The organism is Micromonospora sp. NPDC127501, from assembly GCF_040302185.1.
In the GTDB taxonomy this organism is placed as follows: domain Bacteria; phylum Actinomycetota; class Actinomycetes; order Mycobacteriales; family Micromonosporaceae; genus Micromonospora.
The window spans coordinates 149792-171932 of the sequence record NZ_JBEORJ010000012.1; the positions used below are offsets into that span (position 1 = coordinate 149792).

21 protein-coding genes are annotated in these 22141 nt (G+C 69.7%); 7 read left to right on the forward strand and 14 right to left on the reverse strand.

The window, feature by feature from the left end:
- Window positions 1-312 precede the first annotated feature (312 nt).
- The gene (locus tag ABTW72_RS25500) at window positions 313-591 is read left to right on the forward strand and encodes a hypothetical protein (protein ID WP_350862481.1); all 279 of its coding nucleotides are present in this window, start codon (window positions 313-315) and stop codon (window positions 589-591) included.
- Between the two features lie 627 nt (window positions 592-1218).
- On the opposite strand, the gene ABTW72_RS25505 is transcribed toward ABTW72_RS25500, so the two are convergent.
- From ABTW72_RS25505 to ABTW72_RS25520, 4 genes are all read right to left on the reverse strand, one after another.
- Window positions 1219-2046 (reverse strand): hypothetical protein, encoded by an 828-nt coding sequence (locus ABTW72_RS25505; protein ID WP_350862483.1) that lies wholly within the window; start codon window positions 2044-2046, stop codon window positions 1219-1221.
- Window positions 2047-2409: 363 nt separating this feature from the next.
- Entirely contained in the window at window positions 2410-2802 is a 393-nt protein-coding gene (locus ABTW72_RS25510; RefSeq protein WP_350862485.1) for a hypothetical protein, read from the reverse strand.
- Window positions 2803-3012: 210 nt separating this feature from the next.
- Window positions 3013-4137, reverse strand: coding sequence for a hypothetical protein (locus ABTW72_RS25515; protein ID WP_350862487.1), 1125 nt, complete (start codon window positions 4135-4137; stop codon window positions 3013-3015).
- A 14-nt stretch (window positions 4138-4151) separates the two neighbouring features.
- Window positions 4152-4814: a helix-turn-helix domain-containing protein gene (locus tag ABTW72_RS25520; RefSeq protein WP_350862489.1), complete on the reverse strand. Its 663-nt coding sequence runs from the start codon at window positions 4812-4814 to the stop codon at window positions 4152-4154.
- Between the two features lie 47 nt (window positions 4815-4861).
- Here ABTW72_RS25520 and ABTW72_RS25525 point away from each other — a divergent pair, with 47 nt between their 5' ends.
- On the forward strand, window positions 4862-4990 hold the full coding sequence (locus ABTW72_RS25525; RefSeq protein WP_350862490.1) for a hypothetical protein: 129 nt from the start codon (window positions 4862-4864) through the stop codon (window positions 4988-4990).
- A gap of 91 nt (window positions 4991-5081) precedes the next feature.
- On the forward strand, window positions 5082-5570 hold the full coding sequence (locus ABTW72_RS25530; protein WP_350862492.1) for a hypothetical protein: 489 nt from the start codon (window positions 5082-5084) through the stop codon (window positions 5568-5570).
- Window positions 5571-6525: 955 nt separating this feature from the next.
- On the opposite strand, the gene ABTW72_RS25535 is transcribed toward ABTW72_RS25530, so the two are convergent.
- A complete protein-coding gene (locus tag ABTW72_RS25535) occupies window positions 6526-7368 on the reverse strand; it encodes a hypothetical protein (RefSeq protein WP_350862494.1) in 843 nt (280 codons plus the stop codon).
- A 245-nt stretch (window positions 7369-7613) separates the two neighbouring features.
- Between ABTW72_RS25535 and ABTW72_RS25540 the strand changes: the two genes are divergently transcribed.
- Both ABTW72_RS25540 and ABTW72_RS25545 read left to right on the forward strand, forming a co-directional pair.
- Window positions 7614-8063, forward strand: a complete 450-nt coding sequence (locus ABTW72_RS25540) for a ribonuclease domain-containing protein (RefSeq protein ID WP_350862496.1) — start codon at window positions 7614-7616, stop codon at window positions 8061-8063.
- Between the two features lie 105 nt (window positions 8064-8168).
- Window positions 8169-8534, forward strand: coding sequence for a barstar family protein (locus tag ABTW72_RS25545; protein WP_350862498.1), 366 nt, complete (start codon window positions 8169-8171; stop codon window positions 8532-8534).
- A 233-nt stretch (window positions 8535-8767) separates the two neighbouring features.
- Here the strand turns inward: ABTW72_RS25545 and ABTW72_RS25550 are convergent, their stop codons facing one another.
- From ABTW72_RS25550 to ABTW72_RS25590, 9 genes are all read right to left on the reverse strand, one after another.
- Window positions 8768-10147 carry an FAD-binding oxidoreductase gene (locus ABTW72_RS25550; RefSeq protein ID WP_350862500.1) on the reverse strand — a complete coding sequence of 460 codons (1380 nt, stop codon included), beginning with the start codon at window positions 10145-10147 and terminating at the stop codon, window positions 8768-8770.
- Complete coding sequence (locus ABTW72_RS25555) at window positions 10111-10314, reverse strand: twin-arginine translocation signal domain-containing protein (protein ID WP_350862502.1); 204 nt, start codon at window positions 10312-10314, stop codon at window positions 10111-10113. The genes ABTW72_RS25550 and ABTW72_RS25555 overlap by 37 nt, the downstream gene beginning before the upstream one ends.
- 98 nt (window positions 10315-10412) lie before the next feature.
- Window positions 10413-11138 carry an HD domain-containing protein gene (locus ABTW72_RS25560; protein ID WP_350862504.1) on the reverse strand — a complete coding sequence of 242 codons (726 nt, stop codon included), beginning with the start codon at window positions 11136-11138 and terminating at the stop codon, window positions 10413-10415.
- Window positions 11139-11220: 82 nt separating this feature from the next.
- Window positions 11221-12576 carry a pectate lyase family protein gene (locus ABTW72_RS25565; protein ID WP_350862506.1) on the reverse strand — a complete coding sequence of 452 codons (1356 nt, stop codon included), beginning with the start codon at window positions 12574-12576 and terminating at the stop codon, window positions 11221-11223.
- A 52-nt stretch (window positions 12577-12628) separates the two neighbouring features.
- Window positions 12629-13843 carry a Gfo/Idh/MocA family protein gene (locus ABTW72_RS25570; protein ID WP_350862508.1) on the reverse strand — a complete coding sequence of 405 codons (1215 nt, stop codon included), beginning with the start codon at window positions 13841-13843 and terminating at the stop codon, window positions 12629-12631.
- A complete protein-coding gene (locus ABTW72_RS25575; RefSeq protein WP_350862510.1) occupies window positions 13833-15323 on the reverse strand; it encodes a mannitol dehydrogenase family protein in 1491 nt (496 codons plus the stop codon). Before ABTW72_RS25575 ends, ABTW72_RS25570 begins: the two co-directional genes overlap by 11 nt.
- Window positions 15314-16618, reverse strand: coding sequence for an enolase C-terminal domain-like protein (locus ABTW72_RS25580; protein ID WP_350862512.1), 1305 nt, complete (start codon window positions 16616-16618; stop codon window positions 15314-15316). Before ABTW72_RS25580 ends, ABTW72_RS25575 begins: the two co-directional genes overlap by 10 nt.
- A complete protein-coding gene (gene uxaC / locus ABTW72_RS25585; protein WP_350862514.1) occupies window positions 16615-18048 on the reverse strand; it encodes a glucuronate isomerase in 1434 nt (477 codons plus the stop codon). Before uxaC ends, ABTW72_RS25580 begins: the two co-directional genes overlap by 4 nt.
- 25 nt (window positions 18049-18073) lie before the next feature.
- Complete coding sequence (locus ABTW72_RS25590) at window positions 18074-19402, reverse strand: Gfo/Idh/MocA family protein (RefSeq protein ID WP_350862516.1); 1329 nt, start codon at window positions 19400-19402, stop codon at window positions 18074-18076.
- A 236-nt stretch (window positions 19403-19638) separates the two neighbouring features.
- Here ABTW72_RS25590 and ABTW72_RS25595 point away from each other — a divergent pair, with 236 nt between their 5' ends.
- Window positions 19639-20769: a LacI family DNA-binding transcriptional regulator gene (locus ABTW72_RS25595; RefSeq protein WP_238688794.1), complete on the forward strand. Its 1131-nt coding sequence runs from the start codon at window positions 19639-19641 to the stop codon at window positions 20767-20769.
- A 19-nt stretch (window positions 20770-20788) separates the two neighbouring features.
- Window positions 20789-22138, forward strand: a complete 1350-nt coding sequence (locus ABTW72_RS25600) for an ABC transporter substrate-binding protein (RefSeq protein ID WP_350862518.1) — start codon at window positions 20789-20791, stop codon at window positions 22136-22138.
- Window positions 22139-22141: the final 3 nt, after the last annotated feature.

Genomic DNA, 22141 nt, shown 5'->3' on the forward strand with positions numbered 1-22141 from the left:
CCTCCTGCCGCGCCATTGCGTTTCCCGCGGGGCTGATCTCACCAAACGCGGTTCTGGAGTTTACGACGGACGATCTCGCCCATGCCCTGTTCACCACGGGTAGGGCGCCAGGCGACGAGGTGCGCCACGGGTAGGCATCCATGTGGGAGTTCGTCCACCGCATCTCGCCCATCCCTGCCACCGCCTCTCCCGACGGGACGCTGGTCGGGCCCGACTGGACGGATGCCATCTCCTCAACGACTGGCGCTCCTGACCCTGACTTGATCGGTTGGCCTGCCCCGACCCGGCGTCGCACTCCGCTCGGTCAGCGGGTTGGCGCGGGGTGGAGGCCGGGAGCTGAACGAAGATCCGGACGTCTGGCTGTCGCGTTGCCTGCTGCAGGACGCGATCGCCGTGCTTGAACTCGACCGGGTGCTGGACGCATCGCCGGAGGAGTTGGACGGGTATCGCCTCGGGCTGAGGACTGCCCGGCAGAACCGGCTGGAACTCATCTCCCGGTGTACCGAGCGCCGGGTGGCCCGCATGGACGTGGCCGCGGGCAGAGTCAACGCCAAGGTGCTGCTGAATCCGATGGACTCCCGGCTGTGGTGAAGTCGAGCAACCATGTCTCGATCGCCATCGTCGAGTTCCACGGGCGGCTCGGGACCGAGGGCGCTCGCCAGTCATCGGAGGCGAGACGATGGACGGACGCGGCCAAGGAGGCGAGGGACAAGACGCTCGAGACGGGAGCAGGCGGCGTTGGTGCCGCCAGGCGCCTCGGCGACGAGACCCTCGGCCGGGCCAAATGGGCGACGGCAAGCTCTCCAGCCGGATCGCCGAGCGAACGCTCCGCCGGCGCGGGAACAACGAGGAACGCGACGAGAAAGACTGAGTGAGCGTGACAGAGGCCGGCTCATCTTGCCGGCCTGCCCGCACTAGCCGACCGGAGCAGGATACAACCGGCTCGTAGATCGATTGACGAAACGGATGCTATTGGCCGACCGCTCACGAATACTGAGCAGGTTTGCCCAGCTCCGAAGGCCCCTGACCTGGCCAGCTCGGACAGATCAGGGGCATCTATGGCTCGGCGGTTACTCAGGAACAAGTTCCCCATTGACAGTTGTGGCCCGAGGGCTTCCGCCTGAGCCCTTCAGCCTCCTTGCACCACGCGCACTTCGGTTTGCCTGCCTTGACGCATGCACAGCCCACGTTTGCCTCCTGTCTCACTTCGCGGGCGCTTCACCCGCGCCAGTTCTTCTCGAACACCAGCCGCCACGCCTGCTTCGTGTCGGCGGTCGAATCGTTCCAGGCTGGTATCTCGCCGCCGGCGGCTGCGGTCAGAAAACTCCCTGGCTGCCGCAGTGCGTCGTGCCATTTCGCCACCTGCCTCGTCAAGCCGTGGTGGCACAGGGGATGCCACGCCCACAGCCAGTCGATCATGTCGTCAGCCTGCTGCAATCGCCTGTCCGGCGAGGCGACGCCGAAGCGGCTCACGAACTCCTCGAACGCCCCCGGATCCCGGAGTTGCGCCGTGAAGGCACCGGCCTGCGAGCCGACGGTGAACGCCGTGCGCTCTGCCAGCCTGGCACGGTTCACCGGGGTGTCCGGAACGCCACCGCGCGACAGCAGACCGAGGCAGTAATCCGGGTACAGCGGCGGGATCGTGCGTGGGCGATGCTTGAGCACCTGGCCGTTGACCAAATCGGTCAGCGCATCGGCGGCGGTCACATCATCGACGTGGATCCGCACGCCCATCCGGTCCAGCTCGAACGCCCCGCCACCCGGCGTCACCTCGGTGTACGCGCCGGGAACCTCCGCAATATCGGTCGCCCGCACGAGGGTGCGGCCGCCCCTGCGCATCACCAGCACGCGTCGGTCGGTCAGCACGACGGTGTCGTCGTGCGAGCGCTCGTCCAAGGCGATTCCTAGCACCTGCTCATCCGGCAGCAAAGCACCTCGGATCCCGGTCTGTCCTTTTGCCACCGCCTGCCGTGAGCGACTCCCTCGAGTGAACAAGACGTTCGAGAAGCGCGTGTCGAGTGGCTCGTCGAGATGGAAGAATCGCACGTCTCTCCTCAACTGTCGTGAATTTGCCCTCGCGAGAACGTGTGGCCCTGCCCGGCCCGCGGCGGATGTCATCCCACCGCGCCGTTTTCAGCAGACCTTCTCGAACACGCTCTCAGCGGAGACGGCGCCCAGGGGTGCGAGTGATGGATGGTCGTTCAGAGGGCGGCGAGCCCTTATCTGCCGTCACAGAATACTGATCGACAATAGGCACCCTACCGTCCCTTCGGGTGACATCCTTCGGCTGGATGCGTGGAGCTCCTCAATGGTTGGGCCAGAGGCTGGCGAACTGGTGCCGACCGATGACAACCCCCGGTGTCTCCTCAGCAGCCCAGCTTCGCCTGCCTGCCCTCGACGCGTCACGCTTCAGTACCGGTCGGCTCCGGTGAGAAGTTGCTCAAGGCGGTCGGCGGTCGAGGTCACGAGCGCCAGTGGCCGTTCGAACTCGTTGATGTTCAGGTTGAGCAGCGGCACGGCGTGGCGGAACGTCACCATGTCGCCCAGGACGGACATCCCACCGCAGACCGTGTTTCCAATCTCGCGCAGTGCCTGCACCACGTTGACCGAGTGCAGCTCCCCGAAGGACGACTCGATCTGCACCCACTCCTCGGACCCGTCCGCCAGGGTGACATGCCAGAGCAGCACTACCTGCGAACGGAGGTTCCCGGTCTCGAAGACGAGCTTGATCAGGTCCTGCTGCTCATCGGAAATCTTGTAGTTCGACCGTACGTAGGATTTGAGGTCGGCCCAAGTCGCCATGTTGACCCTCCTATGCCGTTTCTTGGTCGGAGAAGGCGCTCATGCGTCAGAAGTAATTGCTCGGTCGCGCTGGCCTTCTGCCCATCATCCGGGGCAAAAGTGAGTGCACTCTACTCACAGGGAAACCGCAACCCCTGATCCGCGCGCTATGCAAGATCTGTCAATTCGACGATGACTTTCGGACGAAATTGCGTTGGAGCTTCGGGTGGCTCAATCGGCCGCTCGGTTGCCGTCGTCCGGACATTGCGGCCGTCCATCCCCATTGTGGCCGGAGTGGCCGCGGTCGCGGGGCCGACCCGAGGTCAGCCGTTCGTAGAACGCGCGGCAGCGATTCTTCCAGTCCAATTCCGCCTCGCTCGTCAGGCAGCGCGTGAGCAGGGAACACACACCGTCGACCACCTCGGGATCGGTGATGTGCTGCTCGTACGTCTCGAGGGTTTCGGCCAGCCGACGGCGGGCACCGGACTCGACGAGTTCGAGCGTAGCCATCGCGCGGACGGCGGCGGGCAGATCGATGTCGACCAGCGCCGGGATGAGGCGTCTGGCGACGCCGACGTCAGCGGCCCGGTTTGCCACCGAGATGCAGTGCGCGAAGAACTCCGGATCGGCGGGCCGGGGTACGTAGAGCTGCGGTAGCAGCTCGATCGCGAGTCGCTGTACGCCCTGCTCCATGCTGGACATCAGCGCGATGATGATCTCCTCGTCTGCGGCACGGTGCGCGGCGAGCACGCGAATCGCCTGCTTACGGGCGATCTTGTTCTCGAACTCGTCGACCGCGATTTCAGCGCCGACCAGTAGTTCCGACCGGCTGAGCCGAGTGGGCTCATTGAACAGCCGGGCCACCGCAGCCCGCTTGTTGCGCTCCTCCATCTGGCGTAGGGCCAGTTCCGTCAGTCTGGACAGCTGACTCTTGAAGCGGTCCTTGAAGCCTCCGTACGAGAACGGGATGATGGTCAGCCGTCGCTCTGACTCCACCTCGCTGAGGATGTCGACAAGCTTCTGCTTGTCGGGGTCGAGGATTCCGGCGGCCTCTCTGGTGAGAGTCTTGTACACCTGGTAGGTCCGATCGAGGCAGAAGACCAGGGTCGGCTTCCCGATGGCCAGCGCCTCCCGCAGCTCCGTCCTCCAAGTGATCTCCCCGTACGCCTCGACGATGACGAACACGCACACATGTGCGTGCTGCACTGTGTCGCGCGAGTTGGTCTCCCAGCTCGCCTGCGCATGGTTGACGTGCAAGATGTCCCCGGACAGGTAGTGCCAGACCTCCGCGTCAAAGCCGTTGGCGACGTGGATGAAGTCCTCGCGGTAGCGCTCTGTGTCGTGGGCGCCGCACAACATGATCCGTAGCATCAGTCCACCGCCCGGTACCAGAGCGACCGGATGTCGACGTGTGGTTCATCGTCCGGCGGGCCGACGAGGAACAGCGCGTGTACGGGCGGGTCGCAGTCGAGTTGGACTGGTACGGACACCTCGTCGCGGCTCTTGCCGGTCATCAGCCGCAGGCCGGGTCGGGGGAGGGCCAGTGTCAACCGGGCACTCCAGGGACCCCAGGCCAGTCGTATCTGATGTGTCCGGCCGACGGTTGCCGGCGTCGGCCGCAGGTGTATCGCCACCAGGCCGCTGTACCCGGCTGGCCAAGTGTGCACGTGAAGCCCACTGACCTCGTCGGTGCGCCACGGATCCCAGTGGCCCCGACTGCCGGACAGGACAGCGGCTTCGATCCAGCCCCGGGCCGAGTAGACACGGTCGAGCACCGAAGCCAGGTGTAGCGGGATCGGTGCGCCGTTCTCGTAACGGCTGAGGCTGGACTTGCTCACGTGGGCCGCCTCCGCCATATCCCGGAGGCTCCGCCGTCCCCGGAACCGCTTCAATGCGGCACCGATCTCGTGGTCTGAGGCGAGGAGTCGATCGTCCATGAAGTCGCTGTCCCATCTTTGTCCCGTGCCGGTGACGTGGCTGTCGCTAACGGGCGAGGCTGACCACATCGGTTCCGGGTGGTGCCGACCGCCCATCCTGGGCCGGTGGACCGATATCGACTAGTCATGAGATGGAGAAGCTGATGCCCCGATCGCCGGAGAACAAGGAAAGCCCCAACGCGAGTGAGACCAAGCCCCGCAAGGAGGTGTCGGACCGCACCAAGTCAGCCCTGGGCAGCGCGGCCATCAAGGGCGCGCAGGGCTCGAAGTAAACGGCGGTACCGGTGGCGTGTCCCAGCACGCCGGGACAGGCCACCGGTGCTCAACCGGCCGTACCATGTCCTTCACAGAAAGGCACTGATCTTGGGGCTGTTCTCCTCGACGACACCGCTCACCTCGAAGTACGCGGACGCCCTGAGCCCGTACTTTGAACCGGACGAGGTCGGCAAGCGGGCGTACCGGACCGGATGCGAGAAGCTCGCCGCGGGGCAGGGCGCCATCGATGCGAGCTTGCGCAGTGGGGAGGATCTGCTGACCATCGTTCCCGGCTTCCTCAATGGCGGGTTCGAACGGTTGGCGGTGCTCACATCGCAACGGGTCATGGAATTCAAGCGGAAGCTCGAACGCGAGATCGCCGTCTCGGAGGTCGCCGAGGTGGAGCGAATGGTTCACGTGAGCGGAACGTTCATGGTGCTCATCATCAGCAAGAAGGCGCTTCCCTACGCGCCGATGAGGAACTCGAACAGCGCCGCGGGGATGAAGTTCCACGAGAACTCCCTTCTGCTCTACATGTCCACACCGGACTTGGCGCAGCACTTCGCGTCGCTTCTGGACGGAGCTCGAGGACGCTGAGGTGGCTGGCCGATGGCCTGCCCATCGGCCAGCGCAGCGGCGGTAGTGGCAGCGCGGGTCGCGCAGAGTGACCGGATCACGAGAGGCGACCGTCGGCTTGTGGCTGATCGGCGGCGTGGGAATGCAAAGTCTTGTCAACTTCATGACGCCCTGTCAATGGCATGTACCGGACAGTGCCTCTGCCGATCGTTCATTGCCCCGGACGGTTCGTGTGAAGGTATACGCCTGTTCGTACCAGACCCCGCAGCGGTGCGGACCCGCTCCACACCCAGGGCGGATACGATCAGCACCTACCTCGGTACGGTATGCAGCATGTCTTCGCCCACCCCTGCGCCGTTGCTCTGGGACTACATCGACATCCCGGAGCGCACGAGCACGAGCGATTTCGTGCTCTAGCTCGCCGACAGTGTCGCCGACGTCGATTCCACCCTCCGCACCTCGCCGCAGTGCGTCTCGGCCTCGATCGCTCTGACCGGCCGGGCGAAGACGAGACTTTCCGATCTGCGGGATGACGCGACGTCTGTCATCCATCCCGGAGGCACGGTGGTTGCCAGGGAAATGACGGTGCGCTGCGGTGGTGGACCTGGGCTGGCTTCCGTGCCAATGCCACGTTGATCGCCACGCTCAGCGAGCTCGCCGACCCGACCCAACGATATGACGACGCGTCGATCCGGCTGCGGGCGGACCTGGACCGTCGGACGGTACGGGCGGCAATGAGAGATGCGGTGGAGCAGGATCTGTCTACCGGACGTCACCGACAAGGAACTTGCCGGTCTCAAATTCAGCGCTGCCCCTGCCGGAGCGCCTCGCTGTCGCTACTCTTGCCGCCCGATTGGCGAATGTCCCCGCGGCACGGGCGGTGCTCGTCGAACCCGCCCGAGTGACGTATCTCCCCGCTACCTGACCCCGGAACGCCGCAAGAGCCCCCCGCACCGAACCACCCACCATAAAGTGATCATGAAGGGGGTGAATCAGGGGCCGAGCGAGTCTGTTGGGGTGGGATGGAGGGAGAGGGAGTCGGGTCGGCGGGGTGGTCGCGGTGGTGGCTGAGGAGTTCGTTGATCCAGCGTGCGGCGTCCTGCTGGGCGGTGAGCATGTGGTCGCGGGCGCCGGTGATGTCCTGCTCAGCTGTCTCATCGACGTGTTCGTTCAGGATCGCCGTCCACCGACGGCTCAGCTCCTCGGCGTACCGGGCCTTTCGGATCTGCTCGTCGAACTGGTATTCCAGCTTGACCAGGCGGTCGACGTGCGGCTGGAGCGCGGGCAGGATCCGCTCGTCGAGTCGTACGGCGGCGTCGGGGCGGCAGGTGAGCGTGACGTCGCCCCGTTGGTAGTGCCACACGGGATCCTCGGCGAGCGCCCGCTGCAACGCGACCTCCAGGTCTCCGGCCCGGTGCGGGGGCAGGTCCCGGGCCGCGTCGGCGGCCAGCCGGGTCAACCGCTGGATCGCGTTCGGTTGGAAGTACTGCACGTACCAGCTCAGCACCTCGGACCGCAGGCTCGCCGGTGACGACCAGGCGAACGTGGCGCGGAGGTAGAACGAGTACACGTATCCGCGTGCCGGGACCGCGATCAGCCGGGGTGCGTCGCGTTGTTCGACGAGTGGACCGGACGGCGACGGCGCGGCAGCGGAGCCGACGGGCGCCTCGTCCTGGAGCGCGGCGACCAGCCGATCCCAGCTACGCGCCCACCACCGCCAGCCGCGTACACCGGCGTCGCGGGCGACGGTCAACCCTCGTACGCCGCGGTGCCGCCACTGGTCCGCGGGCCTCGGCCTCCCGTCGGGGGCGTCCGTCATGGCACCCCTCCACGGTCACGGATCCGCGCTTCACGCTAACAACCGGTGACCGATTTGCCCGCCGCCACGCCGTTACCGAGCAGACGGCATGTCGACGCAAACCAGACTGATGATCATCCGGGGTTAACCGAGCATTGTGGAGCAGTTGGGGTACCGAGGGGTGTTCTCGTCGACCGGCAGCGGTGAGACTGGGTTCGGTCCGACAGTCACGCGGATCGATGGATCGGATGGTCTGGAGGCAGCCTGTGTCCACCCTCGTGTCCCCGCCGGTCACGCTCGGCGCGATCCGCCGGCGTACCACCACCCTCGCCCTGCTCCTCGCCATGGTCGCCGCCGCGCTGGTCGGCCCGTCCGTGGTCTCCCCTCGGTTGACCGACCCGGCCTCGGCGGCGGTCTACAGCTCCTGCACCATGAGCCGCTGCGCGGACGCCCGCACCGCCCGTTCGGGCTGGTCCGCCAAGGGGTTCCCGACCAGTCGAGGCTGGTACTCCTGGAGCGGCGGGAAGTCCAACTTCGCCGGCGGCCAGTTCTACAACTACGAGGGTCAACTGCCCACCAACGCCACCTACTACGAGTACGACGTCTACCCGCGCACCCAGGGCGCCGCCCGGGACGCGTACCGGATCGTGGTGAACCGCAGCACCGGGGTCACCTGGTTCTCGCCCAACCACTACACCGACTTCTACCGACTCTGACCGACCTGGGGGCCGGCCGGCCTCGGTCGGCCGGCCCCGCTGCGCGTCGTCCCGGTCGGATGTCGCCCCGTCGGATGTCGTACCGGTCAGATCAGGAGGAACGTGATGGTCGACGAGCACGCGGGTCGGCTGCCCGATTGGCTGATCGTCTGCCACGACGGCGGCCTCGACGTGCCCGGCGCGGTGGTGTTGGCCGGAGCGACGACGCGAACCAGGGCCGGGCTCTTCGCCGCGCTCGCCGACGCGCTGGCCCTGCCGGCGTACCTGGGGGAGACCTGGGACGCCCTCTCCGACGTGCTCCGGGACCGGCTCGACGCCGGTCCGCTCACCCTGCTGATCACCGACGCCGGCCAGTTGCTCGTCGACGAGCCGTCCGATCAGCACGGTCTGCTGCTCGCCGTGCTCGGCGACCTCGCCACCAGCGCCCCGCACCCGCTGCGTGTCGTCCTTAACGAGACCCCGCCGTCCTGACCGGTGGGTAGAGCCCCTCCGTCGCGGCGGGGACGGCATCTCACCGCGGGTGACGGCCGCCGGGGGGCGGTTTCTTCGATGAGCGACATACCTCAGAGGTATGAATATGACTCTGAGGTATGTCGCACGTGACACGCCTCCCGCGCCGGGCGGCGCCTCCCTCCCGGACGCGAGGTTGGTGGCCCGGCGGTACGGGTCGGGTCGGCGACACCCGCACCGCCGGGTCATCCAGGTCAGTGCGTCGCGGGCGGGATGCTCTGCTCGTACTGGAAGACGTTGTGCGGATCGTACTTGGCCTTGATCTTGCGCAGCCGGGGGAAGTTGTGCCCCCAGTAGGCCTTCTCCCACTCGGCCATGCCGATGTTCGGCACGTTGACGTAGGCGCCGTCCACGTAGGGCCGCAGGGCCTGGCTGAACTCGGCGATCCAGGTCTGGGCGATCGGGGTGACGGCGTCGTCGCTGTCGGGTTCGCCGCGGGTGCCCCAGCCGACGCCGGGTTCGGAGTAGAACAGCGCGTCGCGGTGCGGGAAGGCCGTGCCACCGAACGGCTCCTGCCGTTGTGCCCCCCGGCCGAAGGCCTGGGTGAAGAAGTTGCTGTCGGGTGAGGGTGCCTTCTCCATGAACGCCTGGATCACGCTGACCGCCTTCTCCGGGAACGGCTCGCGGGTGAACTGGGAGAAGAACTTCCACTTCGCCGGCTCCTCCTCGTTCGGGATCTGGAAGCCGGCGTAGACGTCGCCCCAGCCGCCGATCTGCACGGTGACAGTGGGGCTGCCAATCGACAGGATCGGCGCCAGCAGCTCCCTGGCCTCCGCCTCGGACCCCTCTGCGAGGACCGCGAACAGCAGGATCTCGTCCGGGTGGACCTCCACCTGTGTGCCGAGGCGCGGGTCGGTGAAGGGTGCGACGCGCTGCCAGGCGTCGAAGACCTCGTGCAGGTCGCCGAGACCGGGCCAGGTCACCTGCAGGTAGGCGACGCTGGTGAGCGGAGCGACCTTGTAGGTCAGGGAGGTGACGATCCCGAAGTTGCCGTTGCCCGCTCCGCGCAGCGCCCAGAGCAGGTCCGAGTAGTTCCACGGGTCCACCTCGAGCACCTTCGCCCCGTCGGCGCCCGCCGCCACGACGATCTCCGCGCCGATCAGGTTGTCGCAGGCCATCCCGAGGTAGCGGGTGAGGAAGCCGAAGCCGCCGCCGAGGGTGGCCCCGGAGAGGCCCACTGTCCCCTCGGTGCCGGTCGTCGCCGCGAGGTCGTGCTCCCCGAGGGCGGTCACGGCCTCCGACTGGTTGAGCCCCGCGCCGACCTTCGCCGTGCGGGTGGCGGTGTCGATATGGACGTCCTTCAGCTCGCTGACGTCGATCACGATGCCGTTGTCGACGTTCGACCAGCCTTCCAGGTTGTGCCGGCCACTGCGTACCCGCAGCGCGACGTTGTGCTGCCGCGCCCAGGTGAGCGCGTTGACCACGTCCTGGGTCTCCTGAGCGAAGACGATGACCAGCGGATAGTGCACGAACAGCTCGTCCCAGCCGAGGCTGGCCTCCGCGTAGTCGGGGCTCTGCGGGCGGACGATCCGGCCGGTCAGCTGTGCCGGCGGAAACCCGTGTCGGAGGGCCACCTGGGACCGTCGGCCGCGACGGCCGAGCTGCCGGCGATCACGCTCGGGATGGCGACCGCTCCGGCGCCGACGGCCGTCGCCCTGAGCAGATCACGACGGGAAAGGTCGCGCATGGTCCGAATCCTCTCGATTGGTGACACGCCCGAAAAGCGAACCGAGAGGGGCATTTCCTTTCATCTGGCGCGAAACCAACCGTAATGCCCGAGGCTTCCTGGCAGATCTGAGAACTTGTCACGGAACCCGGTCGGGTGATCCGGGGACGGGGTCAGTTCGGGGCGGGCTGGTCCAGGATGGCGCTGAACCGCTCCTCGGCAAGGTCCAGCTGGCCGAAGATGTGCCGCTTCACCGCGGGCGACAACGGGGTGTCCGGCCGGCCGATCAGGTCCCGGAACAGCGGCACCAGCGGCCGGTACTTCCGGGCCGACGAGATCACCTTCGGCCCGACGGTGTGGATCACGCCCACCCCGTTGTCGGTGAAGTCCGACACCTTGATCACCCGAGCCCAGGGCTCCCGGTCCAGACTGACCGCCAGATGCTCCCGGTACTGCGCGTTGCGGTCCCGCTCGGGGTCGTACACCGGATTGGTGACCGCGGCGACCAGGGTGGCCACCCGTGGCCCGAACCGCGCGGCGAGCGCGGCCAGCGCGGCCCCGGTCGGGTCGGTGCCCGGGTCGCCGTCGGCAAGCTCGACCGGGTGGTCCTCCACCGCGTCGTGCAGCAGACCGGCGACGACCACGTCCACGTCCCGCACCTGGTAGTGGTGCATCAGCCTGATCGCCACCCGCAGCAGGTGGTTCAGGTACGGCTCGCGGACGCGTCGATCGTCGCGGTGCAGTTCGGCGGCGAGGTCGAGCGCGGCGGTCAACCGCGCCCGGGCGGCGTCGTCGAACTGCTGGACCTCCAACCGGAAACGTTCCAGCAGGCCCGGTTCGCCGTGGATCTCGGTGATCGCGTGCATCGGCATGCTGCCCAGGTGCGGCGGGAAGTCCATGCGTCACTTATAGCCGATCTTCACCACATCGATGAGCCCGTACGTCGCCGACCCGACCGCGAGTCGCGGGTGCACCGAGCCGTCAGATCGGCAGCCGGTCGGCGCCGGCGAGCGAACCCACCAGGAGGGGGACCAGCGGCGCCGGCAGCACGGGGTCGCGGCGCAGGGTGGGCGTCCAGCCCGCGTCCGCGGCCAGGTCGGGGTCATGGGTCGCGTTGTACGCCGCCAGCAGGTCGACCGGTCGGGCCGCGCCGCCGCCCTGGCGGACCCAGGAGCCTCGCTCGGTCAACGCGGTGCCGCCCCAGTCGTAGAGCAGGTCCGCCGGGTCGACCGCCGCGTCCACTGTGAAGAAGTTGTTCTGCGCGTAGATCGCCGACTGGACACCGACGCCGAGCGCGTACTGGAAGTCGTCCCCACCGAGTCGGTAGTGGTTGTTGTAGACGTCGACCTGACCGAAACGCACCCGGGGCAGCCGTTGCAGCACGTCGTCGAAGAGGTTGTGGTGCAGGGTGACCCTCAGTCGGCCCACGTCCGGGCCGACGGTGTTGGACGAGCCGATCAACAGCAGCTTGTCCCGTCCGGTGAAGCGGTTCCACGAGGCGGTGACCAGGCTGGCGGTGTGTGTGACGTCCAGCGACCCGTCGTGCACCTGGTACGGCCGACCGAAGTACACCGGCTGGGCGCTGTCCGGGTTGTCGCCGTCGGTGAAGGTGTTGTGGTCGACCCAGACGTTCTCGCTGCGGCGTACCGAGATCTGGTCGTACTGGCTGTTCCAGTTGCCCGCCTCGCCGTCGGTCGGCGACCAGGCGGGGAAGCAGTCCCGGGCGTCGACGAGGGTCAGATTGCGGACGATGACGTTCGACGCCCGGTCGATCATGAGGGTGAGGCCGGTCAGTCGAGCGCCGCGCAGCCCGACGATCGTGGTGTTCCGCCCGACGTTGATCTGGGTCTGCCGGGTCTGGTTGGCCACCGAGCGCACCCGAGCCTCCTCCAGCGGCCCGCTCGGTGGCACCCGTCCCCACACCGCCGGGTCGTACGCGGCCAGGTAGGCGTCCAACCGGTAGGCCGGATCGGCCAGGTCGGCGCAGCTCAGCGGCGTGCCGCCGGGTCCTTCGAAGCCATCGATGACGCCGTCGACGTAGATGAGCTTCGGGGTGGCGTCGGCGGCGTTCCCGGCGTTGTCCCCACCCAGCGCGGCGACCAGCTCCGCCCGGTCGTGGACCACCCGGGTCCGCTCGGGGGTGGCCACCGAGCCGCCGGTGGTGCCGGGGCCGTCGGCCGCCCAACCGTCCTGCTCGGGCAGCGTCTGCCGACCGAGGTGGTCGGCCAACCAGGAGAGCCGGTCGGCGGACGGGACGTCCGGACGGGCAGCGGCGGCGGCCGGGGCGGCGCCGAGAAGAAGGGCGACCACTGTGGCGCCGCCGAGGATCCTGCGCATCGACTCACTCCATTCGTTGGTGGTGGAGGTCCGTCCCAGGTGGTGTCTGTCGCTATCCGGCCAGCTCGGCGCGGTAGGCGGCGGACGCCCACGGCACCCCCAGTTCGCTCGGCAGCGCCCCCCGCTCGGCCGACCGGCGCAACACGTCGACGACGCCCCGCAGGTGGCGCACCCGCTCCCCGCCCTCGCCGAGGGTGGTCACCAGCTCGCCGTCGAGCAGCCGGGGCTCCGGCGCGGGTCGCAACGCGTCCAGCAGCGCGGTGAACGGCGCGGTACGGGCCAGCGGCGCGATCAGTGGCACGCCCGCCGGGTCGACCCGGTGGGCGAGCAGGTTCTCCAACAGCCCCAGCCGCCCCGGCACCCGGCGGGTCACCACGTCCCCGGGCAGGCGCAACCGGTCGGTCGGGTACTCCAGCACCGCCTGCCCCGTCGTACCGGTCACCACCACCTCGCCCGCCACGAACTCCTCGGCGGCCAGGGTCACCGCCACCAGCACCGGTGGCCCGGCGCGGAACCGGACCCGCAGCACGGCGGTGTCCTCCACCTCGATCGGCCGGACCCGGTAGCGCTCCACCTCGATCGCGACCGGCCACGGCGTCGCCCCGGCGAGCGCCTCGGCGATCGCCAGGCACTGCATCACCGCGTGCGCGAGCGGGTTGGCGAGCGCGCCGTCCAGCACCGGTCGGCCGTCCACGCTCCGTCGACCGGCCCAGGGGGAGCGGGCGTAGTAGGCGTCCGGCCGTTGCCAGGCGGCGATGGTGGAGATGCCGGTGACCGTGCCCAGCCGGCCGGCGGCCAGCGCGTCGGTCAGCGCGGTGAGGGCCGCCGAGCCGAGCGCCTGGAAGCCGACCTGAGCCACCCGGCCGGCAGCGGTGAGGGCCCAGGTCAGCTCCTCGTGCTCCGCCAACGACAGCACCGGCGGCTTCTCCAGCAGCAGGTCCGCGCCGGTGGCCAGGGCGTCGCGGGCGATCGCCAGGTGGGTGTGCGGCGGCGTGCAGATCACCACCACCTCCGGGCGGGTGGCGGCGAGCATCGCCCGGTGGTCGGTGAACACCGCCACCCCGGGCGGCACCGGGGCGGCCGGGTCGTCCTCCACCGGCCGGACGTCGACCAGGGCGACCAACCGCAGCCGACCGGCGGCGTGCAGGGGTGCGATCACCCGCCGGTGCCAGCGACCGTGCCCGTTCGCCCCGATCACCGCCACCCGGGGCGGCGGGGTTGTCCCGCTCACCGCCGACCGGTCCGGGTCGACCCGGTCACCGGGCACCGACCAGGGTGGCCTCGACGCCGTGCCGCTGCAACGCGGTGAGCCAGGCGATCACGTCGGCGCGGACCTCGTCGTCCTCGGCCACCTCCACCGGGATGACGTCGCGCAGCGCGAAGACCGCGTCGACAGCGCCCGCCGGGGTCTGCGCGCCGGCGTCCAGCGCGGCCCGGATCGGCCCGGCCAGCGGGTCCTGGAGCGGCAACGGCCGGCCGTCGTCGGCGTACCCCAGCGCGAAGCGCAACCAGGACGCCACGACCAGCGCGCCCCAGCGCGCGGACCGCCCGGTCGCGCGCAGGTCGGCGATGGTGTGCAGGACGCGCTGCGGCAGCTTCTGGGAGCCGTCGATCGCCACCTGGAGGGTGCGGTGGTGGATCGCCGGGTTACCGAAGCGGGCGAGGGCCTGCTCGCCGTAGTCGACCACCCGCACCCCGTCCGGTGGGGTGAAGCTGGCCGCCACGTCCTCGGCGATCAGCCGGCGCAGCACCTCACGCAGGTGCGGGATCTCCAGCGCGTCGGCGATCGTCTCCCGACCGGCCAGGGCTCCGAGGTACGCGATGGCGGAGTGCACCCCGTTGAGGGCGCGCAGCTTCAACCGCTCCCACGGCCCGGCGTCGTCGGTGAGCACCGCACCGGCGAACTCCCAGCCGGGCCGACCGCCGGGGAAGTCGTCCTCGATCACCCACTGCGCGTACGGCTCGGCGGCCACCGCGGCCAGGTCGGTCACGCCGAGCGCCCGCCGGGCCGCCTCGATGGTCTCCGGGGTGCTGGCCGGCACGATCCGGTCCACCATGGTGCCCGGGCAGGTGACGTTGCCGGCCACCCACTCGACCAGCCCGGTGGGCACCGCGTCGGCCCGGCTGACCGCCTGGTCGAGCATGCCGCGCAGTCGTCGACCGTTGGCCGGCAGGTTGTCGCAGCTCACCAGGGCCACCGGCCCGGCGTCCGCGGCGGCCCGGGCGGCCAGCCCGCGCAGCAGCAGCCCCGGCACCGTGGTCGGCGGTCCGCCGCCGGCCAGGTCCGCGGCGAGCGCCGAGTCCGGGGACAGTCGGCCGGTCACCGGGTCGAGTTGGTACGCCTTCTCGGTGACGGTCAGGGTCACCACGCGGACCGCCGGGTCGGCGAGCAGCGCCACCACGGCGTCCGGGTCGCTGGGCGCGTGCCGGACACCGCTCAGGGCGCCCACCACCCGGGTGGAGCTGCCGGCCGCGGAGAGGGCGCTGACGCTGAAGAGGTTGTCCTGCGCGGCGATCGCCTCGACCACGGCGGTGCTGCGCGGGGCTACGGCCACGATTCCCCAGTCACCGCCGGCCGCGCCGACCGCCGCCTCGGTGAAGACGGCCTGGTGGGCCCGGTGGAACGCGCCCAACCCCAGGTGTACGACGCCGGTCGGCACGGTGCCCGGCCGGATCAGCGGGCGGGCCTCGGCGGGCAGCCGGCGCAGCATGCCCAGGCCGAGCCGGGAGCCGACGGTCACCGCCATGCCGGACCGTCCGGGAAGCGGAACTCGGCGATCGACGCGGGCTTCATGGTGGCGCTGTAACCGGGCCGTTCGGGTAGCAGGTAGCGGCCACCGCGGGTCCGCACCGGATCGACGAAGTGTTCGTGCAGATGGTCGACGTACTCGATCATTCGACCGTCCAGACCGGTGCCCACCCGCAGGTAGTCGAAGATCGCCAGGTGCTGGACGTACTCGCAGAGGCCCACGCCGCCGGCGTGCGGGCAGACCGGCACGTCGAACTTCGCCGCCAGCAGCAGCTCGGCCAGGACCTCGTTGACGCCGCCGACCCGGCAGGCGTCGACCTGCATCACCCCGATCGCCTCGGCCTGAAGCAGCTGTTTGAAGATCACTCGGTTGGCGGCCACCTCCCCGGTGGCCACCCGGCAGCGGCCGGCGGTCAACTCGGTCACCGCGCGGGCGATCCGGGCGTGCCCGAGGATGTCGTCGGCGTGAGTGGGCTCCTCGATCCAGTACGGGTCCACCTCGGCCAGCGCCGCCATCGCGGCGATCGCCTCGTCGACGTCCCAGACCTGGTTGGCGTCCATCATCAACAGCGCGTCCGGGCCGATCTCCTCCCGGATGATCCGGGCCCGCCGCAGATCGTCGGCGAGCGGGCCGCCGACCTTCATCTTCATCGCCCGCCACCCGTCGGCGTACGCCTGTCGGGTCAGCGCCCGCACCTTGTCGTCGGGGTAGCCGAGCCACCCGACCGAGGTGGTGTACGACGGGAAGCCGTCACGGTCGAGGGTGGCCAACCGGTCAGCCAGCCCGTCGCGCCCCTTGTCGAGGATGGCGGCCGCCTCGTCCGGAGTGAGCGCGTCGGTGATGTGCCGGAAGTCGACGCTGGCCACGAGATCGTCGGTGGGCAGGTCGGCGAGGAAGCGCCACATCGGCTTGCCGGCCAGTGTGGCCCGCAGGTCCCACACCGCGTTGACCAGCGCGCCGGTCGCCATGTGGATGACGCCCTTCTCCGGGCCCAGCCAGCGCAGCTGCACGTCGGCGCTGAGCGAGCGCCAGAACGCGACCGGTTCGGCCGTGATCTCCTCGATGGTGCGCCCCTGGACGTGGTGGGCCAGGGCGCGCACCGCCGCGCAGGTGATCTCGTTGCCCCGGCCGTTGGTGAAGGTGAACCCGGCGCCGGTCGGGCCGGCGTCGGTGCCCAGCTCCACGTACGTCGCCGAGTAGTCACCCCGGTTGATCGCGTCGGAGCCGTCGCCCCGGGCGGCGGTGGGGAACCGCACGTCGTGCACCTCGACGGAGGTGATGGTGACGGTCATTGAGCCTGTCCTCCGAAGTTGAAGACCCGCTTGGGCAGCCGGTACGCCAGGTCGACGATGGTCTCGGCGGCCTCGTCCATCGGCAGCCGGTGCTCGGCGACGAGCCGGGCCAGGAAGCCGGCGTCCACCCTGCGGGCCACGTCGTGGCGTACCGGGATGGAGCAGAACGCCCGAGTGTCGTCGACGAAACCGGTGGTGTTGTAGAAGCCGGCGCTCTCGGTCACCGCCTCCCGGAAGCGGCGCAGCACCTCCGGGGAGTCCAGGAACCACCAGGGCGCGCCGAGCAGCAGTGCGGCGTACCCGCCCGCGAGGGGTGCCAGCTCGCGGGTGAAGGTGTCCTCGTCGAGGGTGTAGAGCACCAGTCGCAGCCGGGGGTCGTTGCCGTAGCGCTCCAGCAGCGGGGCGAGCGCGTGCACGTACTCGGTGGCCTGCGGGATGTCGCCGCCGACGTCGCGGCCGTGCCGGGCGTGCAACCACCGGTTGTGGTTGCGCACCGCGCCGGGGTGCAGCTGCATGACCAGGCCGTCGTCGAGCGACATCCGGGCGAACTCCACGAGCATGTGCGCCCGGAACGCCTCCGCGTCGGCGGCGTCGGCCTCGCCGCGCCGGCCCCGGTCGTAGAGCCGCTCGGCCTCGGCCGGGGTCAGGTCCAGGGTGCGCGCGGTGGGGTGGCCGTGGTCGGAGGAGGTGGCGCCGGCGGCGATGAACGCGGCGCGTCGGGCCCGCAGCGCGGCCAGATAGCCGGCGTACGTGCCGGTGTCCTCACCGGCCCGGTCGCCGAGACGGTCCACGTTGGTCGACCAGCCCTCGAACTCCATGTCCACCACGTCGTCCGGGCGGAACGTGGTGACCACCCGGCCGCCCGGCCCACCCCACCCGTCGGCGGCGAGCTTGGCGTGCTGCGCGAGGTCGTCCAGCGGCGACTCGGTGGTGGCGAGGACCTCGATGTTGAAGCGCTCGAACAGCGCCCGGGGCCGGAAGTCCGGCTCGGCGAGCCGGGCCGCGATCTCGTCGTAGAGGGCGTCGGCGGTGCTCGGGCGAAGCGGCGTGTGCACCCCGAACACGGTGCGGAAGGTCTGCTCCAGCCAGAGTCGCGACGGGGTGCCCCGGAACAGGTGCCAGTGCGCGGCGAAGCGTCGCCAGATCACCCGCCCGTCGGTCTCCACCGGGCTGCCGTCGCGGGTGGGCACCCCCAGGTCCGCCGGGGGTACGCCCTGACTGAGCAGCATCCGGGTCAGGTAGTGGTCGGGCACGATGAGCAGCTGCGCCGGGTCCGGGAAGGGTCGGTCCTCGGCGAGCAGGGCCGGGTCGACGTGCCCGTGCGGCGAGATGATGGGTTGCTCCGCCGCCAGGGCGTACAGCTCCCGGGCCAGCGCGCGCTGGCCCGGCTCGGGCGGCAGGAGCAGGTCGGTGTGGTCGAACGTGGGCACGGAGTGGGGCTCCTCGTCTCCTGTGTCAGCGGGGGGTGAGCAGGTCGGCGACGCGGACGGGTTGGCCGGTCTCGAAGGACCGGTTGGCGGCCAGACCGGTGAGCAGGGCCAACGCGCCGTCGTCGGCGGTCGCGGCGCGGCCCAACGGGTCGGGTTGACCGCCGAGGAGGACCCCTGTCATCCGGGCGTCCGCGCCGCCGTGCCCGTGCCGACTGCGACCCTCCACCGGGATCTGCCGGGGCGGGGCCCAGAACGGGCGCAGGGTAAGCGTCGCGTCACCGCCCTCGGCCGGCGCCTCGGCACCGTGCAGGGCGGCGCCCTTGACCGCGCCGGCGGTGCCCCGGTCGACGAAGTCGTTCTCGGCCACGTCCAGCTCCAGTCGGCCCCGGCTGCCGTTGACCATCACCCGGTAGCCCTCCCAGGGCGCGTACGCGGTGAGGTGGTAGGTCATGGTGGCGCCGGTGGAGTAGCGGGCCAGCACCGCCATGTCGTCCTCGATGCTCACCCCGGGCGCGAAGACGTTGCGGTCGCGCTGGTAGCCGTCCTCGGCTTCGGCGTCGAGGTACAGCTCGCGCAACCGGGGGTGCGCGTCCAGCCGCAGCGCGAACGGGTCGTCGGCGGCGGCGGGGGAGCCGTGCGCCCGGTCGTAGTCGCGGGCGTAGCCGTGCCGGCGACCGTCCTCGCCGTAGAAGAAGAGTCGGCCGGCCGCGTACACCTCGACGGGCGTGGCGGCCAGCCACCAGTTGACCAGGTCGAAGTGGTGGCTGGCCTTGTGCACCATCAGCCCGCCGGAGGTGGCCTTGTCGCGGTGCCAGCGGCGAAAGTAGTCGGCGCCGTGGCGGACGTCGAGCAACCACTCGAAGTGCACCGAGCCGATCTCGCCGACCGCGCCCTCGGCGAGCAGCCGGCGAACCTGTTCGTGCAGCGGGTTGTAGCGGTAGTTGAAGGCGACGGTCACCCGCCCACCGGTCTCGGTGACCGTGTCCAGGATCCGCCGGCAGCGGGCCACGTCCACTGTCATCGGTTTCTCGGTGACGACCTCCCGGCCGGCGCGCAGCGCGGCGACCACGTACTCGTCGTGGGTCACGTCCACACTCGTGACCAGGACCACGTCGACGCGCTCCTTGTCGAGCATGACCGCGAAGTCACCGGCCGGGTACGTGGGCACCGGGCGGTGACCCAGCTCGCCCAGCCAGCGGTTGTGTGCGTCCATCCGGGCCTGGTTGACGTCGGCGAAGGCGACCAGCTCGGTGGTGTCGGCGTGGTCGAGCACCAGCGCCCGGACGAACATCTCGGCCCGCGCGCCGGTGCCCACGACGGCGTACCGGACTCGCCCGGCGGCTCTCGGTGACATGCGGTCGCCTCCCGTGGTGCTGCAAAGGTTTGCAATGAAGTAATCACGATCGATCCGTTCGCGTCAACGACGACGGCGGGATCGGCGTTATTTGTCAATGTTTGGGGGGTGGATGGTGACCAAGGGGAGCGTGGATGCAACGAAGCCGTAATCATTGACCGTTGACACTGGCGCAACCGTTTGCATTAATGGGCGACACCTGCGTGACCGCCACCACATCGGACGAAGGGGCCGCCGTGCCAGTCACCATCCGGGACGTCGCCCGGGCGTCCGGTGTGCACATCTCCACCGTGTCCCGCACCTTCTCCGCGCCACACCTGGTCAACCCGGAGACCCGGGTCCGGGTGCTGGCCTGCGCGGAGGACCTGGGCTATCGGCCGAACCGCGCCGCCCGGGCCCTGATCACCGGGCGGACCCACAACATCGGGCTGATCATCGCGGACATCGCGAACCCGTTCTTTCCGCCGCTGATCAAGGCGGCGGAGAGTCAGGCCCGGCACCGCGACTACCACGTCTTCGTGGCCGACACCAACGAGGACCCGACCGCCGAGGAAGAACTGGTCCACGCGCTGGCCAAGCAGGTGGACGGGGTGCTGCTGTGCAGCCCTCGGATGAGCAACAGCCTGATCGAGCAGCTCAGCCGCGAGGTGCCACTGGTCGTGGTGAACCGCCAGGTGACCGGCCTGCCCTGCGTGCTGATGGACGTCGGGCAGGGCGCCCGCTCGGCGATCGAGCACCTGGTCGGCCTGGGACACCGCAGCATCGCGCTGCTCGGCGGCCCGCGCAGCTCGTGGACCAACCGGGAGATGCGCCGTGCCGCCGGCGCGGCCGCCCGAGCCGGTGGCGCGGAGCTGACCATGCTCGGCCCCAACGCGCCCACCGAGGTCGGCGGCTCCGCCGTCGCCGAGCAGGTGCGACGCAGTGGCGTGTCGGCAGTGCTCGCCTACAACGACCTGATGGCGATCGGCCTGATCGAAGGGCTGGACGCGCTCGGGGTCCGGGTGCCGCAGGAGGTGAGCGTCGTCGGGGTCGACGACATCACCCTGAGCCGGCTGACCCGCCCCAAACTGACGACGGTGGCCACACCCACCGGGGCCGCCGGCCGGACGGCCGTCGACATGCTGCTGCAACAGGACATCGAGTCACCGCGCGGTGCGCGGGGGTCCGGTGCCGGCACGGCGCTCGGCGTCCGTCGTACCACCGCACAGGTAATGCTCCAGACCGACCTGGTCATCCGCGACTCGACCGGCCCGGGCCCGTACGCCCGACCGGCACGTCCCCTGGCCGCACCACGTGGCCCGGGCCCGCATTGCCCTGCGGACCCGGGCATCCCGACTGCGGCCACCGGTGACGCCGTCGCCTCCTAATGCCGAGGAGTGAGCGCACATGCACCCCGCAACGCCCCCCACCACTGACGCGCCCGTCGGGCGCGCCCACCGTACCCCGCTGCCCCGGCGGCGCCTGCTGCGTGGCCTGCTCGCCGTGACGGTCGCCGCACCACTGATGTTCGGTGCTGCCGCCTGCGGAGACGACAGCGGCGGCGCCGCCGACCCGAACGCGCCGGTGAAGCTCTCCGTCTTCTGGTGGGGCGGCGACGCCCGGGCCAAGCTGACCGAGGACGCCCTGGCTCTCTACACCAGGAAGCACCCGAACGTGACCTTCGAGAAGACCTGGCAGGCCAACCAGGGCTACTTCGACAAGCTGGCCACGCTCACCGCCGGCGGCAATCCGCCGGACCTGTTCCAGATCGACGACAACTACCTCGCCGAGTACGCGGCCCGTAACACCACGCTCGACCTGACCTCGTACCAGAAGTCCGGGAAGCTGGACACCTCCAAGTTCCCTGAGAGCCTCTGGCAGTACGGCGTGGTCGACGGCAAGCTCGCCGGTCTGGCCGCCGGGGAGAACACCCAGGGCCTGGTCTACAACAAGAGCCTGTTGACCAAGCACAACCTGCCCGAGCCGACCACCGGGATGACCTGGGAGGAGCACATCGCCTGGGCCGAGCAGGTCACCGCCAAGACCAAGGTGCCCGGCACCCAGGACCCGAGCGCCGACTACAAGGCGTTCTGGGTCTGGCTGCGCCAACAGGGCAAGGACCTCTACAAGGGCAAGGAGCTGGGCTTCACCGCCGAGGACGTGACCAAGTGGTTCGACCTGTGGAAGGGCGCCCGGGACCGCAAGGCCACCCCGAGCGCCGACGTCATCCACGAGGGCAACTCCAGCGACGTCACCAAGCAGCTGGTGGTCACCGGCAAGTCGGCGACCTCCTGGGTCTGGGCCAACCAGATGCCGGACCTGAAGAAGAACACCAAGGACGAGCTGGGCGTGATCGCGTACCCCGGTGATCCGAGCGCGCAGTGGGCCCGTGCCTCGATGTACTGGTCGGTGTTCAAGGGCAGCAAGAACAAGGACGTCGCGGTCGACGTGATCAACTTCCTGAACAACGACCAGGAGGCGGTCAAGCTGCTCGGCACCGACCGCGGTCTGCCGTCCAACCTGGACCTGCGCCGCGTGGTCAGCGACGACACCACCGACCCGGCCATGAAGCAGTCCATCGCCGTCGAGGCGGAGCTGACCCAGAAGTTCGGCAAGTCACCGCAGGTGCCGATCAAGGGCCACAGCAAGGTGAAGTCCGAGCTGATCAAGGCCGCCGAGAACGCGCAGTACGGCCGGGCCACCCCCGCCGAGGCCGCCGCCCAGTTCATCGAGGCGTGCAAGTCCGCCATCGCCTGACGC

What these genes read in the sequence shown, in the direction of transcription:
- ABTW72_RS25560 (WP_350862504.1), bottom strand. Translation starts at nt 11,138, where the DNA reads ATGGACTTCCCGCCGCACCTGGGCAGCATGCCGATGCACGCGATCACC.
- ABTW72_RS25575 (WP_350862510.1), bottom strand. Translation starts at nt 15,323, where the DNA reads ATGGCGGTGACCGTCGGCTCCCGGCTCGGCCTGGGCATGCTGCGCCGG.
- ABTW72_RS25565 (WP_350862506.1), bottom strand. Translation starts at nt 12,576, where the DNA reads ATGCGCAGGATCCTCGGCGGCGCCACAGTGGTCGCCCTTCTTCTCGGC.
- ABTW72_RS25580 (WP_350862512.1), bottom strand. Translation starts at nt 16,618, where the DNA reads ATGACCGTCACCATCACCTCCGTCGAGGTGCACGACGTGCGGTTCCCC.
- ABTW72_RS25510 (WP_350862485.1), bottom strand. Translation starts at nt 2,802, where the DNA reads ATGGCGACTTGGGCCGACCTCAAATCCTACGTACGGTCGAACTACAAG.
- ABTW72_RS25545 (WP_350862498.1), top strand. Translation starts at nt 8,169, where the DNA reads ATGGTCGACGAGCACGCGGGTCGGCTGCCCGATTGGCTGATCGTCTGC.
- ABTW72_RS25535 (WP_350862494.1), bottom strand. Translation starts at nt 7,368, where the DNA reads ATGACGGACGCCCCCGACGGGAGGCCGAGGCCCGCGGACCAGTGGCGG.
- ABTW72_RS25600 (WP_350862518.1), top strand. Translation starts at nt 20,789, where the DNA reads ATGCACCCCGCAACGCCCCCCACCACTGACGCGCCCGTCGGGCGCGCC.
- ABTW72_RS25590 (WP_350862516.1), bottom strand. Translation starts at nt 19,402, where the DNA reads ATGTCACCGAGAGCCGCCGGGCGAGTCCGGTACGCCGTCGTGGGCACC.
- ABTW72_RS25520 (WP_350862489.1), bottom strand. Translation starts at nt 4,814, where the DNA reads ATGGGCGGTCGGCACCACCCGGAACCGATGTGGTCAGCCTCGCCCGTT.
- ABTW72_RS25555 (WP_350862502.1), bottom strand. Translation starts at nt 10,314, where the DNA reads ATGCCCCTCTCGGTTCGCTTTTCGGGCGTGTCACCAATCGAGAGGATT.
- ABTW72_RS25525 (WP_350862490.1), top strand. Translation starts at nt 4,862, where the DNA reads ATGCCCCGATCGCCGGAGAACAAGGAAAGCCCCAACGCGAGTGAGACC.